Origin of the sequence: Campylobacter concisus (genome assembly GCF_003048405.1) — a bacterium.
In the GTDB taxonomy this organism is placed as follows: Bacteria; Campylobacterota; Campylobacteria; order Campylobacterales; family Campylobacteraceae; genus Campylobacter_A; species Campylobacter_A concisus_Q.
Window position 1 is genome coordinate 203,028 of sequence record NZ_PIQS01000001.1, and the last position, 16,470, is coordinate 219,497.

20 protein-coding genes, 2 tRNA genes and 1 rRNA gene are annotated in these 16,470 nt (G+C 37.0%); 7 read left to right on the forward strand and 16 right to left on the reverse strand.

The window, feature by feature from the left end; genetic code table 11:
- Positions 1 to 44: 44 nt before the first annotated feature.
- The 8 genes from CVT18_RS01030 to CVT18_RS01065 all read right to left on the reverse strand — a co-directional run bounded on the left by CVT18_RS01030 (position 45) and on the right by CVT18_RS01065 (position 6,706).
- Positions 45 to 120, reverse strand: a tRNA-Ala gene (locus tag CVT18_RS01030).
- Between the two features lie 12 nt (positions 121 to 132).
- A tRNA-Ile gene (locus CVT18_RS01035) sits at positions 133 to 209 on the reverse strand.
- 94 nt (positions 210 to 303) lie between these two features.
- Positions 304 to 1,814 (reverse strand): 16S ribosomal RNA (locus tag CVT18_RS01040).
- Positions 1,815 to 2,078: 264 nt separating this feature from the next.
- Positions 2,079 to 3,419 (reverse strand): DUF945 family protein, encoded by a 1,341-nt coding sequence (locus CVT18_RS01045; protein ID WP_103628438.1) that lies wholly within the window; start codon positions 3,417 to 3,419, stop codon positions 2,079 to 2,081.
- Entirely contained in the window at positions 3,416 to 3,982 is a 567-nt protein-coding gene (locus tag CVT18_RS01050; RefSeq protein ID WP_103628437.1) for a DedA family protein, read from the reverse strand. Before CVT18_RS01050 ends, CVT18_RS01045 begins: the two co-directional genes overlap by 4 nt.
- Entirely contained in the window at positions 3,982 to 4,578 is a 597-nt protein-coding gene (locus CVT18_RS01055) for a lipid-binding SYLF domain-containing protein (RefSeq protein WP_103628436.1), read from the reverse strand. Before CVT18_RS01055 ends, CVT18_RS01050 begins: the two co-directional genes overlap by 1 nt.
- A 9-nt stretch (positions 4,579 to 4,587) precedes the next feature.
- Positions 4,588 to 6,141: a ribonuclease Y gene (rny, locus tag CVT18_RS01060; protein ID WP_107824120.1), complete on the reverse strand. Its 1,554-nt coding sequence runs from the start codon at positions 6,139 to 6,141 to the stop codon at positions 4,588 to 4,590.
- Complete coding sequence (locus CVT18_RS01065; protein WP_103628434.1) at positions 6,074 to 6,706, reverse strand: 5-formyltetrahydrofolate cyclo-ligase; 633 nt, start codon at positions 6,704 to 6,706, stop codon at positions 6,074 to 6,076. The genes rny and CVT18_RS01065 overlap by 68 nt, the downstream gene beginning before the upstream one ends.
- Positions 6,707 to 6,755: 49 nt before the next feature.
- Here CVT18_RS01065 and CVT18_RS01070 point away from each other — a divergent pair, with 49 nt between their 5' ends.
- From CVT18_RS01070 to CVT18_RS01095, 6 genes are read left to right on the forward strand one after another with little or no spacing between them, the layout of a single operon-like run.
- Positions 6,756 to 7,388, forward strand: a complete 633-nt coding sequence (locus CVT18_RS01070; RefSeq protein ID WP_087579298.1) for a TlpA family protein disulfide reductase — start codon at positions 6,756 to 6,758, stop codon at positions 7,386 to 7,388.
- A complete protein-coding gene (ftsY, locus tag CVT18_RS01075; protein WP_085658605.1) occupies positions 7,388 to 8,254 on the forward strand; it encodes a signal recognition particle-docking protein FtsY in 867 nt (288 codons plus the stop codon). The genes CVT18_RS01070 and ftsY overlap by 1 nt, the downstream gene beginning before the upstream one ends.
- On the forward strand, positions 8,247 to 8,609 hold the full coding sequence (locus tag CVT18_RS01080; protein WP_107824121.1) for a VanZ family protein: 363 nt from the start codon (positions 8,247 to 8,249) through the stop codon (positions 8,607 to 8,609). The genes ftsY and CVT18_RS01080 overlap by 8 nt, the downstream gene beginning before the upstream one ends.
- Complete coding sequence (gene radA, locus CVT18_RS01085) at positions 8,584 to 9,924, forward strand: DNA repair protein RadA (protein WP_085658607.1); 1,341 nt, start codon at positions 8,584 to 8,586, stop codon at positions 9,922 to 9,924. The genes CVT18_RS01080 and radA overlap by 26 nt, the downstream gene beginning before the upstream one ends.
- A 13-nt stretch (positions 9,925 to 9,937) precedes the next feature.
- Positions 9,938 to 10,312, forward strand: a complete 375-nt coding sequence (locus tag CVT18_RS01090) for a hypothetical protein (protein ID WP_103628431.1) — start codon at positions 9,938 to 9,940, stop codon at positions 10,310 to 10,312.
- Positions 10,306 to 10,689 (forward strand): hypothetical protein, encoded by a 384-nt coding sequence (locus tag CVT18_RS01095; RefSeq protein WP_103628430.1) that lies wholly within the window; start codon positions 10,306 to 10,308, stop codon positions 10,687 to 10,689. The genes CVT18_RS01090 and CVT18_RS01095 overlap by 7 nt, the downstream gene beginning before the upstream one ends.
- Before the next feature lie 22 nt (positions 10,690 to 10,711).
- Here CVT18_RS01095 and CVT18_RS01100 read toward each other — a convergent pair whose 3' ends face one another.
- From CVT18_RS01100 to fliL, 6 genes are all read right to left on the reverse strand, one after another.
- A complete protein-coding gene (locus CVT18_RS01100) occupies positions 10,712 to 11,347 on the reverse strand; it encodes a 2-hydroxyglutaryl-CoA dehydratase (protein ID WP_103628429.1) in 636 nt (211 codons plus the stop codon).
- A 51-nt stretch (positions 11,348 to 11,398) separates the two neighbouring features.
- The gene (locus tag CVT18_RS01105) at positions 11,399 to 11,680 is read right to left on the reverse strand and encodes a hypothetical protein (protein ID WP_103628428.1); all 282 of its coding nucleotides are present in this window, start codon (positions 11,678 to 11,680) and stop codon (positions 11,399 to 11,401) included.
- A gap of 54 nt (positions 11,681 to 11,734) precedes the next feature.
- A complete protein-coding gene (locus CVT18_RS01110) occupies positions 11,735 to 12,220 on the reverse strand; it encodes a hypothetical protein (protein ID WP_103628427.1) in 486 nt (161 codons plus the stop codon).
- Positions 12,221 to 12,498: 278 nt separating this feature from the next.
- Positions 12,499 to 13,269: a hypothetical protein gene (locus tag CVT18_RS10395; RefSeq protein ID WP_103628426.1), complete on the reverse strand. Its 771-nt coding sequence runs from the start codon at positions 13,267 to 13,269 to the stop codon at positions 12,499 to 12,501.
- 144 nt (positions 13,270 to 13,413) lie between these two features.
- Positions 13,414 to 13,758, reverse strand: coding sequence for a holo-ACP synthase (acpS, locus tag CVT18_RS01120; protein ID WP_103628425.1), 345 nt, complete (start codon positions 13,756 to 13,758; stop codon positions 13,414 to 13,416).
- Complete coding sequence (gene fliL / locus CVT18_RS01125; RefSeq protein ID WP_021091240.1) at positions 13,755 to 14,291, reverse strand: flagellar basal body-associated protein FliL; 537 nt, start codon at positions 14,289 to 14,291, stop codon at positions 13,755 to 13,757. Before fliL ends, acpS begins: the two co-directional genes overlap by 4 nt.
- Positions 14,292 to 14,349: 58 nt before the next feature.
- Between fliL and ybaK the strand changes: the two genes are divergently transcribed.
- Complete coding sequence (gene ybaK / locus CVT18_RS01130) at positions 14,350 to 14,832, forward strand: Cys-tRNA(Pro) deacylase (RefSeq protein ID WP_103628424.1); 483 nt, start codon at positions 14,350 to 14,352, stop codon at positions 14,830 to 14,832.
- Here the strand turns inward: ybaK and CVT18_RS01135 are convergent.
- Both CVT18_RS01135 and CVT18_RS01140 read right to left on the reverse strand, forming a co-directional pair.
- On the reverse strand, positions 14,821 to 15,807 hold the full coding sequence (locus CVT18_RS01135) for an SAM-dependent methyltransferase (protein ID WP_103628423.1): 987 nt from the start codon (positions 15,805 to 15,807) through the stop codon (positions 14,821 to 14,823). The genes ybaK and CVT18_RS01135 overlap by 12 nt on opposite strands.
- Positions 15,804 to 16,412, reverse strand: a complete 609-nt coding sequence (locus CVT18_RS01140) for a trimeric intracellular cation channel family protein (protein ID WP_103628422.1) — start codon at positions 16,410 to 16,412, stop codon at positions 15,804 to 15,806. Before CVT18_RS01140 ends, CVT18_RS01135 begins: the two co-directional genes overlap by 4 nt.
- Between the last annotated feature and the right edge of the window lie 58 nt (positions 16,413 to 16,470).

Here is a 16,470-nt window from a genome sequence, read left to right on the forward strand (position 1 = left end):
TTTTTAAGCTCTCTAATTAGACTTAATATAGTTAAACTATTTTATGGTGGAGAATAGCGGGATCGAACCGCTGACCTCCTGCGTGCAAAGCAGGCGCTCTCCCAGCTGAGCTAATTCCCCAATTAAATTCTCTGGTGGGCCTAACAAGACTTGAACTTGTGACCTCACCCTTATCAGGGGTGCACTCTAACCAGCTGAGCTATAGGCCCCTATAGGTCTATCAATCTTTCAAAACTAAACAAGGATGATTGAGAATATCTTTCTTATAGATATCTTGTGAGAGAATATCTATATGTACTCTAGAAAGGAGGTGATCCAACCGCAGGTTCTCCTACGGTTACCTTGTTACGACTTCACCCCAGTCGCTGATTCCACTGTGGACGGTAACTAATTTAGTATTCCGGCTTCGAGTGAAATCAACTCCCATGGTGTGACGGGCGGTGAGTACAAGACCCGGGAACGTATTCACCGTAGCATGGCTGATCTACGATTACTAGCGATTCCGGCTTCATGGAGTCGAGTTGCAGACTCCAATCCGAACTGGGACATATTTTATAGATTTGCTCCATCTCGCGATATTGCTTCTCATTGTATATGCCATTGTAGCACGTGTGTCGCCCCGGACATAAGGGCCATGATGACTTGACGTCGTCCACACCTTCCTCCTCCTTACGAAGGCAGTCTCATTAGAGTGCTCAGCCGAACTGTTAGCAACTAATGACGTGGGTTGCGCTCGTTGCGGGACTTAACCCAACATCTCACGACACGAGCTGACGACAGCCGTGCAGCACCTGTCTTAACATTTCTGCAAGCAGACACTCTTCTATCTCTAGATGATTTGTTAGATATCAAGTCCGGGTAAGGTTCTTCGCGTATCTTCGAATTAAACCACATGCTCCACCGCTTGTGCGGGTCCCCGTCTATTCCTTTGAGTTTTAATCTTGCGACCGTACTCCCCAGGCGGTATACTTAATCCGTTAGGTGCATTACTGCCAAGACTAGCTTAGCAACAACTAGTATACATCGTTTAGGGCGTGGACTACCAGGGTATCTAATCCTGTTTGCTCCCCACGCTTTCACGCATTAGCGTCAGTTGAGTTCCAGCAGATCGCCTTCGCAATGGGTATTCCTGGTGATCTCTACGGATTTTACCCCTACACCACCAATTCCATCTGCCTCTCCCTCACTCTAGATTACCAGTTTCCCAAGCAGTTCTATGGTTAAGCCATAGGATTTCACAAGAGACTTGATAATCCGCCTACGCGTCCTTTACGCCCAGTGATTCCGAGTAACGCTTGCACCCTCCGTATTACCGCGGCTGCTGGCACGGAGTTAGCCGGTGCTTATTCGTTAGGTACCGTCATTGTTCTTCCCTAACAAAAGGAGTTTACGCTCCGAAAAGTGTCATCCTCCACGCGGCGTTGCTGCTTCAGGGTTTCCCCCATTGAGCAATATTCCCTACTGCTGCCTCCCGTAGGAGTCTGGACCGTGTCTCAGTTCCAGTGTGACTGATCATCCTCTCAGACCAGTTATGCGTCATAGCCTTGGTGAGCCATTACCTCACCAACTAGCTGATACAATATAGCCTCATCCTACACCGAAAAACTTTCCCTATCTAACTTATGTAAGACAGGAGTATAGAGTATTAGCAGCCGTTTCCAACTGTTGTCCTCTAGTGTAGGGTAGATTAGCTATACATTACTCACCCGTGCGCCACTAACTCATAAGAGCAAGCTCTTACTTGTCCGTTCGACTTGCATGTATTAGGCACGCCGCCAGCGTTCACTCTGAGCCAGGATCAAACTCTCCATATTAATTACCTATCAAAATTTATTTGATAGGATTTTATTATGAAGTTTTTAATCAAAAAACTTTTAGTTTTATTTATTAGTTTGTCTAATCTATTATAAATTATAAAATAATAGACTGGCTCAATCGATCACTTGTTTAGATTTCAAAGATTGACTAATAGTTTAACAATTGTAAGTTAAAAGAACTTTCTGCTCTGCGTTTTGCAAAACAGAAAGTGAAGTATATAGAAGTGATGCTTAAATGCAGATAAAAATCAGGCTAATTTTTTAAAAACCCATAAAGAAATTTTGAAGTCCAACTTTTCCATTAAATATAATATCTTTTTTGTTTGGATCATATTTAAATTCGCTTATTACTTTTTTGTCCTCTTCCTTAAAATATCCAGCAGATATCAAAGTAGGCTCAACAAAAGCTACTTCTGGCACTAATGTATCAAAAAAATTCGTCAGACTTTCATCGACACTTATTTTTCCGCTAAGAGATAATTTATCAAAAATTTCTGACTGATTTGTTCCCTTTTTAAAGCCATTTACTGCTGCATCCAAATTTAGCTTTAAAGTCTTATCTCCTTTTTTAAAGCTTAATGTATCTATTTTTATACTTGGATTCTTTTCTAAGATTTGATCTATTATCTCATCAAAATTTAATCCAGCCAAAACATTATAATTTTCTTCATTATTTAAATTATTAAGCTTTTCTAATACATTATTTAATGCAGGTACATTGATATTTGCGATTTTGCTATCAAAGACAAAGTCTGTATATTTTACTTTATCAACTGCTACTATACCTATTTTTATAACATCGTCTGATCTTCCAAGATCATTTGAGATTTCAAATTTTGAGTCATACCTAAAGTCATCTATCAAGATATTACTTATATCATTAGATGCGAAAGACACCCTTTTAAATTTAACTTTTGCCAAATAAGGTACAAGCTGACTCTCTAAAATTTTTGAAAACTTAACCGGCTCTTTATAACTTGAGTCAATATAAAATCCTTCGATATTTAGATCAACTTTGTTGTACTCACTAAAATCTTTCAAAGCAATCTTATCTGCTTCAACCTTTAAGCTGTTTATACTATCTTTTGAATCAAGCGTCATACCAATCTTTATATCTTTTGTATTAACGGCAGTTTTTTGCTTATCGTTAAATTCAATATTGCTAAATTTGATATCTACATCTTTATCGCCAGTTAAGCTAACTTTTGTTTTAGTTGTTGCAATGACATTTGATCCCATAAATGTTGCGATAATGTTTTTAATCATATCGTTTTGGATAGAAATTTTTGAGTCTATTTCAAAGCCATCTATAAAAGCAAGCACTGTATGAGAAATTTCATTTTCTACTTTAAAAACCAAATCCTCATTTACATTTTTACCAAATATATTTTCCAAAAGATCTTTTGAAACACTAAAATCAAATGATCCTTTTGAGCCAAAAAAACCTTTTTTGTAATTGTTATTAGAAATTTTAAAGCCATTAATATTGTTTAGATCATTCACTATCCTTTGATAGTTTTTCTCTACCTCATTTGAAGCAAAATAAACCGCTCCAATGGCTACCACGATAACTACGATTAAAGCAGATATCACCTTTTTCATGCTTTTCTCCTTTTTGTAATATGTTGTAAAAAAAACCAAATTCCAAGCAACAAACAAACCATGGCAATAGGCATAATATATCCATGCTCGCCAAGATAGTCGCTTACACCTACAAAATAATCACCCGCTTTAAAGCTGGCAAATCCGATAATGATCGCCCAAAGCACTGACGAGATCAAATTTATAATACTAAATTTATAAAATGAATACTTCGTAAGTCCAAGTGCGATAGGAACCAAAGTTTTGACGCCGTAGATAAATTTCTTGATAAATATTATCTTATCGCCGTGTTTTTTAGCCAAAATTCCTGCATAAGCAAGCTTTCTTTTATGATTTTTGATATAAGGCATAAGTGAGTTTTTATTAAATCTTGCGACATAAAAAATTAGTGTGTCACCGATTGTATTTGCCACAGCAGCGATAATTATACTAAGAGTGATATCCATCTTGCCAGCAAAACTTAAAATTCCAGCGGCGATTAATGCAACCATGCCACCACCAAGACTATAAAAAAACAATACAATATAGCCGTATGTTGAAACTGAGCTTATGATATCTTGCATTAATCTCCTAAAAGTTTAGATGCAGAGGCTATTAGCTGTTCATAGGCATAGCCACTTTGCTTTAAAATTTCTTCTCTTGCACTGATGACTGCTCCACCAAAGCTAGCTCCCGCAAAGAAACCATCATTTGCGGCATATGCGTAAATATCACTTGAAAATTTAAAATCGCTTACTTTGCTGTAATTGCGTCCAATGTCACCAAAAGCTACTGAAAGCTTTGTATCAAGCGTGATCTTGGCATCTTTAATATCGTGGATAATGCTATCTTTAAATATAAAAAGTACAAGTGAACTATCTTCATAACCAAGCTGTATACCGATACTGCCGCCACTTATGCTAACTGGTAAAATTTCACTTGGCGAGTTAATGTTGCCAACAACCATAATGCCATCTCCACCCATACCACCAACTACAAAACCGACCTTTTTAATACTTGGAAAGATGATCGTTGCTTTTGACTGCTCGATTAGCTCTTTTATAGGAGCGTTTCTAGCGCCTCTCATCGTTGTTATAAACGAGTTTGCCGAGTCTAGCACGAGCTCCTCGCTGGCAAAGCCAATTGAGAAAAATAATAAAATTGAAAAAAGAAATTTCATATCTTGCCGTTATTTTGCAAAATCAACAGCACGAGTCTCTCTGATGACGCTTACTTTTATCTCGCCAGGATACTGCACCTTGCTCTCGATCTCTTGAGCTATCTCTTTTGCTACAAGTACGGCTTCATCATCGTTTATGAGCTTAGCGTTTGCTATGACGCGAATTTCACGGCCTGCATTTATTGCATAAGCTTGCTTGATGCCATCTTTACTTTTTGCGATGTTTTCGATCTCTTCGACACGCTTTAGGAAGCTCTCAAGCACCTCACGCCTTGCACCTGGACGAGCCGCACTTAGTGCGTCAGCTGCGCAAACAGCCGCACTTTCTATACTTGTTGCCTCTTCGTGGCCGTGGTGAGCGTAGATAGCGTTGATAACTACTGGATGCTCTTTGTAGCGTTTGCAAATTTCAGCTCCAAGATCAACGTGGCTGCCCTCATACTCGTGAGTTAGCGCCTTGCCGATATCGTGAAGTATGCCAGCTCTTTTTGCAAGCTTCTCATCTCCACCACACTCAGCTGCAATGATGCCAGCAAGGTGAGCTACTTCAAGGCTGTGAGCCAAGGCATTTTGACCGTAGCTCGCTCTAAATTTAAGCTTGCCTATTAGTTTTACGATCTCTGGATGAATTTTATTTAGACCAAGATCCATGACGATGTTTTCGCCCTCTTCTTGTATGCTTTGCTCAAATTCTTCAGTCACTTTTTTGTGAAGGTCTTCTATCCTAGCAGGTTGGATTCTTCCATCCTCTACCAAAAGCTCGATCACTCTTGTTGCGATCGCACGTCTGTAAAGGTTAAAGCTGCTTAAGATGATCGCATGAGGCGTGTCGTCGATGATGATATCAACGCCAAGCACCATTTCAAGGGTCTTGATGTTACGTCCTTCTTTGCCAATGATCCTACCTTTTAGCTCATCGTTTTTAATATTTACGACATTTATCAGACGCTCAGCCGCAAATTCTCCAGCAAATCTTGACGTGGCCTGCGCCAAGATATAATTAACCCTCTTTTTGGCTTCTCTTTTTGCTTCTTCTTCATACTTTCTAACTATATGAGCGATATCTGCACGAGATTTTTCCTCAACCTTTTTAAGCACCACTTCTCTAGCTTCTTCCTCTGTTAAGCCAGCAGCATGCTCAAGTACCCTTATCGCCTCTTCTACCTTATTTTGATAAGTTGCTTTTAAATTTAAACCCTCTTCGTAAGTTATTTTTGCATCTTGCTTATCCTTTTCAAAAAGCTCTTTACTTTCGTCTAAAAGCTCTTGCTCATTTAGCAAAATTTTCTCTTTTTTGGCTAGTTCATCAAATTTACTCGCATACTCTTTTTGAAGCTTTGTCGTCTTGTCATCGTATCTTTTTTTAGCCTCAAATTCGGCCTCTTGTACTGAAATTTTAGAATTTTTAAGCGTTAGTTCAGCTTCGTATTCTATTGCTTTTGCTTTTGCTTTTGCTTGTTCTAAGAAGATGTTGTAGTTTGCATCATTTATCTTTTTAGCGTATAGATACCCTGCTCCAACGCCCGCCACACCGGCTCCTAAGCCTATTAAAACCTCTATCATTTATTCCTCTTTTTATATAATTTTTATTTGGGGTTATATAAAAGTCTGCTACCGCGTCTTGTGCATTTGAAAGCACATCTTTGGTGTAAAAGTCTTTTATCTCAAGAAAAACTATCCGTTTTGGCTTAATAGGCAAAGAGTCAAAAAATCTATCATAAAATCCTTTTCCATGCCCTATCCTAGCCATAGCTCCATCAACCCCAATCGCTGGAACTACCGCCATATCAAGTCTAACATTATCCATTTTTTTGCCAGATGGCTGTCTGACATTAAATTTATAAGTTATAAATGGCAGTCGCAATCTTACCATCTTTAAGCTAAGACCTACCATAAAAGGGGCAAAAATTTCACATTTACGTGATAAATTTCGCCTTACTTTAAGCACATCGACTTCGTAGTTAAGTGGCAAATAAAACAATACTTTCTTAGAATTTGTAAAATTTATCAAATTTAAAAGCGTTTTTGTAGCTTTACAGTGCGAGCATTTGGCCTTAAATTTAGTAAGTTTCATCAAATTTGCTCTTGCATTTTTTCTAAATTCATTTTTTTCTAAATTAACGCTCATTTTATGCTCTTTCTTGTATAATCCTGAAATCTTATTCAAAAGGAAATTTATGACATTAAAACGAGCAATTATAACATCACTTTGCATTTTTGCATTTTTTGGATGCGGCGACGAGAACAAGCAAAAAAAAGAGCAAAATACAAGCGAACAAACGCAAGGCAAAATTTTAGATAAAAATGCCAACAAAGATGAAAATTTAAGCAAAGACTCACTCACTCCAAAAATGAGTGAAAATACCCAAGAAAACGAGATAAAAGAGATAAATCTAAAGCTACTAAATGGCACAACTATGCAGATTACAAAAAGAAGTAATGGCTTTGACGTAAAAGATGGTAAAAAAGCAACGCTTTACGTATTTTTCGCCACTTGGTGTCCTCCGTGCAAGGCTGAGATCCCGCACTTAAACAACCTAAGCGAGAAATTTAAAAACGAACTAGATATCGTTGGTGTGCTACTTGAAGATAAAAGTGAAGATGAAGTAAAAGATTTTGCTCAAAAATATAAAATAAAATATGAAGTCGCGGTTGGCGAGGGAAATTTTTTATTTGAAAAAGCGATGGGCGGCATAAAAGGCTTGCCTGCGTCAGCACTTTTTAAAGCAAATGGTGACTACGTTCAGGGCTACATCGGTCTTGTGCCTGAAGAGATGCTTGAAAACGACATAAATAGGGCAACAAAATAATGCTTGATTTTCTAAAAAAAGGCCTTGAGAAGACTTTTGGAGCGATAAGCTCAGCGAAGAAGTCAAAAAAGATAGACAAAGAGAGTTTAGAAGAAATTTTGATTGAAGCTGACGTAGCTTACGAGATCGTGGAAGAAATTTTATACTACTTGCCGCCTCAAGATGAAGTAAGCAGAGCCGATCTAAGACGTGTTATGAGCAGCTACTTTATCTACGAAAATGAGCGTGTGATCGAGCCTGATAAGCCATTTGTCGATCTCATCCTTGGCGTAAATGGCGCTGGCAAGACAACCACAATCGCAAAGCTTGCAAATTTATATAAAAATAACGGTAAAAGCGTTATTTTAGGCGCTTGTGATACATTTAGAGCTGGAGCGATCGAGCAGCTACGCCAATGGTCAATTAGACTAAATGTGCCAATAGTCGCCACACAGCAAGGGCACGATCCTTCGGCTGTTGCTTACGATACGATTAGTTCAGCCCTTGCAAAAGGTATCGACCGAGTCATCCTTGACACAGCCGGCAGACTTCAAAACCAGACAAATTTAGCAAACGAGCTAGAAAAGATCGTTCGTATTAGCAAAAAAGCTTACGAAAAAGCGCCTCACCGCAAAATTTTGATTCTTGATGGAACGCAAGGTAACGCCGGAGTTGCACAAGCAAAAGCATTTAACGATATCGTCTCGCTTGATGGTGTTATCATCACAAAGCTTGACGGCACTGCAAAGGGTGGAGCACTATTTGGCGTGGCAAGAGAGCTTGAGCTACCTATATTTTATATAGGCGTTGGCGAGAGCATGGATGATATCATCAAATTTAATCCAGACGAATTTTTAGACGAGCTAATGGACGCCATTTTTGAGTAGGGTAAAATTTCTTAGTAAAATTTGCTTTTTTATCGCTCTTTTGGCGATCGATTTTCTTGCATTTACTCCAAAATCTCCTACTATCATCGAAAATTCGTGGGATAAAGCAAATCATTTTTTAGCTTTTTGCGTCCTATACATCCTGCTCTATCTTGGCTATGAGTTTAAAATTTTTAAAAATTTAGCCATACTTTTAGCCTTTGGTGTGCAAATAGAACTCGTTCAAGCATTTTTACCAAACAGGAGCTTTAGCTTGCTTGACATCGTGGCTGACATGATCGGAGCGGCTTTTGGAGTGATAGTAGTTGAAATTTTAAAAAGGATAATTTATGGCAAAAGCAAAGCCAGTTTTTGAGTGTCAAGCCTGCGGTAATCAGCAGGCAAAGTGGCTGGGCAAATGCCCACAATGTGGGGCTTGGGATAGCTTTGTCGAGCTTAGCCAGCAAGAGATAAAGATAAGTAAAGAGATAGCAAAAAGCACTAGCGCACCTAGCAAAGCCATAAGCATAGACGAAGTTGAAATTCAAAATTTTACGAGATTTAGCACAAAAGATAGCGAGCTAGACCTTGTTCTTGGTGGTGGCGTTGTCGAGGGCTCGCTTGTTTTAATAGGCGGCAGCCCGGGCATCGGCAAATCAACCCTGCTTCTAAAAATCGGCTCAAATTTAGCAAAAGACGGCAAAAAAACGCTCTATGTAAGTGGCGAAGAGAGCCAAAGCCAGATAAAAATGAGAGCTGACAGGCTAAATGCGGTGGATAAAAATTTATACCTACTAACTGAAATTTGCCTAGAAGATATCCTACTAGAAGTGCAAAAGAGCGACTACAAGGTGCTTGTGATAGACTCCATACAAACGCTTTATAGCCAAAATATAACCTCCGCTCCAGGCTCGATCACGCAGGTTCGCGAGATCACATTTGAGCTGATGAGGCTTGCAAAGAGCCAAAATATCTGCGTTTTCATCATCGGACACATAACCAAAGAGGGTTCGATCGCAGGGCCAAGAGTGCTTGAGCACATGGTCGATGTGGTGCTTTATTTCGAAGGCGACGCGAGTAGAGAGCTGAGAATTTTGCGTGGGTTTAAAAACCGCTTTGGCTCGACAAGCGAGGTTGGTATATTTGAGATGAGCCAGCACGGACTTGTGAGCGCAAATGAGGTATCGAGTAAATTTTTCACACGTGGCGGGGCGATGAGTGGTAGCGCGATCACTATCATAATGGAAGGCTCAAGAGCACTTAGCATCGAAATTCAAGCCCTTGTTTGCGAAAGCGCCTATCCAAAGCGAAGCTCGACTGGCTTTGAGAAAAACCGCCTGGATATGCTGCTAGCCCTACTTGAGCGAAAGCTTGAAATTCCACTTGGGCACTACGACGTCTTTATAAATGTTTCAGGTGGCGTTAAGATAAGCGAGACTGCAGCCGATCTAGCCGTCATCGCAGCGATAATAAGTAGCTTCAAAAACCGCCCTATCAGCAAGGACAGCGTCTTCATCGGAGAGCTAAGCCTAAATGGCGAGATAAGAGAAATTTTCAACCTCGATCAGCGTCTAAAAGAGGCAAAAACGCAGAAATTTAAAAACGCGATCATCCCAAACAAACCGCTTGACACGCAAGGTCTAAAGTGCTTTTACGCCAAAGATATCACGCAAGTACTTGAATGGATGTAGAGATAGTTTCGGTATGCTTTTTGCGCAAAATGACAGTGATCTACAAAGTTACAAAGAGATAATTTATGCTTTTGTGTCAAAAGATAAAAGATTTTTTAGCGAGTATCAAAAAGAACTCACGCGAAATTTACCACTTTACCCTAGCTTAGAGTTATTACTTGTTGATTTTGCGGTCATTTTGGTGGAAAATTTTGTTGAATTAAGCGAGCAAGATAAGCTAGAAATTTTTGACTTAGTTGAGAAAAATATTAAGAGCGATGACTACGTTAGCACGACATTTTTGACTGGCTTTATTGAGACGATACAAAATGTTTCAAACAAAGAGCAATATAAGAAAATTGAGAAGTATTTTGGTGAAAATACAAAAAATAAGGCGAAGCTATGCTAGCTCAAAAAGACATTTTTGTATATGAAGATTTTTTATATATTTTTATATCAAAAGACATTAGATATTTTGAAATTTATCAATCCGAACTTTTAAATTTTATTCCAGATACCCCAGGATTACTTACTTTATTGGAAATTTTTGCAAATGTTACAGTTTATATTTTTGATGAATTAAGCGAGCAAGATAAGCTAGAAATTTTTGACTTAGTTGAAAAAAACATTAAGAACAATAACTACGTTGGCACGGCACTTTTGACTGGATTTATTGAGACGATACAAAATGTTTCAAACAAAGAGCAATATAAGAAAATTGAGAAGTATTTTGGCAAAGAAACTCTATCACTCGCAGACGAGCTGATAGAATTTTGGGGCATATAAGCTTTTATAAAAACATTTAAATTTACTCATCAAGCACCGATATCCCACTTGGACAAATTTTAGCAATTGGGTTGTTATACTCTTGGTGGCATTTTTCGCACTTTATGACACCTAGTTCTGCACTTACCTGCTCAGCATTGTAGCAATGCGGACAAACCACGTAGCCATCTTCTTGCGTATCTACTCCGATAGCTTTGATACTTGGGTCTTGATAGTCATTAAAGATTTTTCTAAATTCGCTTTTATAAATTTTAAAATCAATAAAACCAGCAAATTCAACTACATAATTTCTGAACGCAAAACAATATCTCTTCTCTTTCTCTCTAAAATTTAGATCATCTTCAAAAATTTCTTGCAAATCCGACCAAAAATTTTCATAATTAATATTTTTTGGAGCAACGCTTAAGGCATCCTCTATCCTAACAACATTCCATCTATTTGGGATACTGCCATCAATAATATCAAAAAGCTCAGCATTAAATCCGCAAATACCATCAAAATCATCCTTGTTATACACGATGATAAATTTTACTTTGTCTTCATGCATCTCCATCAGCAAAACATCATAAATAGTATCTTTCTCAAGCCCATCAAATGCGCTTAGCTCGCGAAGTTCAAGCGATGAAATATCAACGCCCGCTTTTAGTTTTACTTTCAAATTTTACCCTTTTTAGGATCTGGTAATTTATTACAAACAGTTATTGTAATTTTAGACCAAACGTAAAAAATCGTATGCATCTTTATTTATACCAATAATCTTTGCTGCTTCTTTTATCATTTCAAAATCCTCAACAGACACTTTTATGCCATATTCATATAATTGAACGCATAAATCTTCCAATACAACTCCATACTCGCCATGATCCATATTGATCATCTCATTTTTAATAAAATCTGACATTTTCAAATTTATAAATTTTTCTTCATAGTTATTTAACAATTTAGACAAAATACTATGTATAAATTCTAAATTATTATCTTTTTTTATCATTATTGTATTTTCCTATTTAATCGAATTAGTATAATTATTTACGCAAAAACTATATCAATTCACTTTTCCGTTTTGCAAATCTACAAAATACTCTAAGCCATCCATACATTTTATAAACAGCTGTTTTCCTATAATTTTATAATCACATATAATATCTTTAAAATATGTCTCCCATATTTGTGTAGAGCCGATATAACATATTACACCGCATTCACATATGACAAATACATATTCGCTTTCATTTCCAGTAAGAATTTCATAAAACAAAAAAGATAATTTGTTATTAAAAACTATACTTTCTTTTTCTATATCGAAACAAATAAAATTTTGACTAGCACCTATATAAAGCAAATTTTGTTTTGAATTAAAACTTATTTGTGGCTTAACCCCATAATCACAACAAGCTATACCATAAACTTTATGTACAAATTTAATATATAAAAAGTTATTGTATGTATCATCGCCACAATATATAATATTGTTGCCAACATTTTCTTTTAAACTCTCCAATGTTTCTAAAAAGCGAGTTGTAACAAACACAGTATCATTTACCTCCTTTTATAATTACAGCAATTAGCCTATTTTTACCCGAAGTAAATTCTAGTTTTATGTCAGGCAATATTTTAAAACTTCTTTTTCAAATATATCTACAAGTCTTTGTATTTTATTTATAAAATTTATCTTGCCAGCAACTTAATATCAATACTTTGCTGGCTAAGCCATGTTTTGAAATTTATCTTTTGCATAAGTCTAAGAACATCTATGCTTTTTCTTTGAAATTTAAATTATAAAAATTCCATTCTTTGCTTATAAAATACCTATGCCCTCTTATCCACTTTAAGCTTTGCCACTTTTTCTAAAATTTCAAACATACTCTTACCACTATCAAATTCACTCTTTATAAATTTATAAAGCTCTTTAAATCTCTCATCGGCTTCAAGCTTATAGGTGTGAGATTTTTTAGTAACTTGTATAGGTGTAAATTTCTTCTCTTTTTTATCTTCTTCGTTTTGTGTTTCAAGATCATTAATGGAATTTATAGTCTCTTTTGCTAGCTCCTCGTCAAGCTCTAAACCAAAGCGCTTTTTTAGTGCAAATTTAGTCCAATTAGCTTTAAACTCATCAACGCTCATATCGCTATCAAGTAACTCGGCTGTTTTTGTTCCACCAAAGGTAAAGTCAGAGAAACCATGCTTTCTGGTATATCTTTTTATAAATTCATTAACGGATAAAGTCTCTGAGTCACCAAAAGCTCTCTCAAGCCCTAAAGCACTACTATCATCTATAAATTTCTTTAGCTCATCTATCTCATCTTTTGAAAAAGAGTCGTCATAGCCCATTAGCTTGCCAAGTATGCTTACTCTCGCCTCTCCTTCACCTTTTACGAAGCCAGTGAGTGAGTGCTCATATCTGTCGTATTCCCTTGCTTTAGCTTTATCGTCTAGGCTCATATACTTAGGAAATGTCATGCCATGACCCATATCGTTACTAAGTATCTCATTTATATCGTTAAATTGAAAGCCTATCTCTCTTGCTATGTTCTCTCTTGAGAGATAGTTAGAGGTTGGGAGGTTATTAGAAATTCGCATTTTACTATCCTTAGTTTCTTTAGCTCCATTAAATCTTAATTAAAGATATCGTCTTTTCTTTAAAAAATTTTATAAAAATACGTTTTTTAAATTTATCAGAAGTAGTTAAAAGATATTAAAAAGCTTTGTAAAAATGCATAAATTTTAGACAATCATCACTGCAGCTACGGCAAATCCGCCATCGTGAGTTATGCTAAGGCTTGCTTCTTTGATATTAAAATTTGTATAAATTTTTGTGCTAAATTTTATCTTTGGTGCGTTTCTTGCGTCTTTACTGAGCATAATGTCTAAAAAGCCACACTCTTTGCTGATGCCCACACCAAGGGCTTTGCTAGCTGCTTCTTTGGCCGCCCAAAATCCAGCCAAAGTCGCATCGTTTTTTGCTAGCGTGATCTCGTCATCACTAAGAAATTTTTTTAAAAAAAGCTCGCCATAACGAGCTTTAAGTCTAGAAATTCTATCTATTTTAATGATATCAATACCTATCATTGCACCACAAAATCAGTAAAAAATATGTTTTTGATGTAGCCATCATTTAGCACTTCATTTAGCTTGCCGACGATCTCGTCTTTTAGCCTATCTTTGCCTTTTGCAGTGCTTACTTCTTCGTAGGTTTTTGATGAAAGTGTTCTTATAATAATATCTCTTAAAAGTGCCTTTTTCTTATCAAGCTCAGGAGTTAGCAACTCATCGCTTTGCTCCATATCAATCTTGGTTTTAAGAAATCTTGAGCCATTTTCGCTAAGCAAATTTACAATAAACTGATCAAGCGGATATATCGGTCCCATATTTGAATAGTCGTTGCTACCATGCTTTGCCTTATTTTGAGCTGGCATGGACTGCGTTTGAGTCTGAGCTGGTGTTTGCGCCATATTTGCCTCTTTTGGCTCGTCAGAACTAAGCATCAAAAACGCGACTAGCCCTCCAATAACTAGCAGCAAAACAAATATCGCAATGATAATTATCATTAATGCACCATTGCCACCTTTTTTTGCCTTTTTCTCTTCAACTTCTTCAGCCATCTTTCCTCCTTTAAGTTTTGGCTATAATTATACAAAAAATTCGCAAAAATGAGAAAAAATGATACATAAGACAAATGCTGCCAGAGCTTTAGATAAGCTAAAAATTAATTATGAAATTTTAGAGTATGAAGTTGATTTAAACGATCTTTCAGCCATTCACGTAGCAGCTAGCACCAAGCAAGATATAAAGCAAATTTATAAAACTATTGTTTGTGAGTGTGAGCCTAAAAATTTCGTCGTTGCTTGCTTGCAGGGCGATTTGGAGCTTGATCTAAAAGCGCTTGCTCATGCGTGTGGTGCCAAACGCTGCGAACTTATAAATTTAAAAGACTTAGAAAAGATCACTGGCTACATCAGGGGCGGCTGCTCACCGCTTGCTATGAAAAAACACTTTGCAACATTTATCGATGAGCGAGCAAAAGAGCAAGAGTATGTGCTAGTAAGCGCTGGAGTAAGAGGCAAACAGATAAAAATAGATCCAAATGATCTTTTAAAGGCTTGCGAGGCAAGTTTTGCCAATATTGCTAGGCTAGCTCTTTAAAAACTCTATAAATTTAAACTTCTCGCCTAAAAACTCGGGTGAGAGTAGAAATTTCGCCTGTTTAGCTGCATTTTCATAGGCTTGCTTGCTACCCTTTTCAAGTACTAAAGATAAAATTTCATCCACGCCAAGATCATTAAGTAAAGCATCATTTTGTTTTTTAAATTTAAGTATCTTAAAGCCAGCCTCACTAAAAGCGTATTCAACTTGTTTAAAGCAAAGACTATAGGTCAGATCTGAAGCTTTAAAATATGGCGCAAGGTTTGAAATTTCAAACAAAGAAAGAACTTTATGATCTTTAAAGACCCTTAAGCTAAACTCATTTTTTGGCTCAAATTCACCGTAGTCAAAGCTTAAAAACCTAACCTTTTTTGCTGCATTTGCAAGCTGGGCTGCAAATTTAGCGTAGCTAGTTGATATCTCGCCCTTTTTTATCCCGAATTTCTTTGCCAAGTCTAATAAATTTTGATCAGCTTTTTGCCAGTAAAATTTTAGCTCACTATCCACAAAAAGCATATTTTCGCCATCTATCGCCTCACAGCTAAATGCGTCAAGCAGCTCATTTGAGATGACAAAAATTTCTTCAAATAAACACTCATTTAAATTTTTATAATGCCTTATTTTGACATCATTACCAAAGCGCTTTGTGAAAGTTTCAAGCTGCTTTTCCCTTAAATTTTCATGAGGCTCAATGATAATAAACTCTAAATTTTTTAAGATCTCTGGCTCGAGTGTAAAAATTCCTTGAACAAAATCAGCTAGCATTTCACCTGAGTTTGCGCCGATCTCCACAACCTTACAAGAGCTAGAAATTTCGCCTTTTCTAAGCAGCTTTAAAAAGTAGTTTGCAAGGCAAGCACCAAAGAAATAGCCAACGCTTACATTTGTATAAAAATCGCCCTTTTTGCCGATATCTACGCCGAATTTATAGTAGTTTTCATTGGCCCAAATATCAAAAAACTCGCTAAATTTCATAGATCAGGTAACTTCCAACCTCTATAAAATGCAAGCATCCTAACTGTAATGCCAGCAGCAAGCAAGAGCATAGTAAAAAATATATTGGTTAGACCTAGATGATATAGCACAAAGTAAGCAAGCCCCACACCAAGACTTATCGTGCCGTAAAGTCCAGTGCGTAAAAACCATGGAATTTCGTTTAGCAAAATATCTCTTAAGATACCGCCACCAACGCCGTTAAAAAAGGCGATCATCATGACGCCAAAGATATTGTAGCTATACTCGATGGCAACCATCGCACCAACAATCGAAAAACAGATAACATCGATCGCATCGGCGAAGATAAATACAAATTTTCGCTCCAAACCTTCTCTTTTTATGTGTAAATTTGCCGCTCTTGAAACAATCAACATAAAAATAACAACGCTTACTGGCATATAGTGCGTAAATGAATAAACTGCCCTGCTAACGAGCATATCACGCATGATACCGCCACCAAGCGCAGTCAAAAATGCAGACAAAAAGACTCCAAGCCAGTCGCACTCCTTTTTTACTGCAAATAAAAACCCGCTAAGTGCAGCTGATGCGATACCGACGTATTCGACAAAAAGTATTAAACTCATATTTTTTCCTTAAAAGGTCGCATTTTATAATGAACTCTCATAAAAAATCATTAATAAT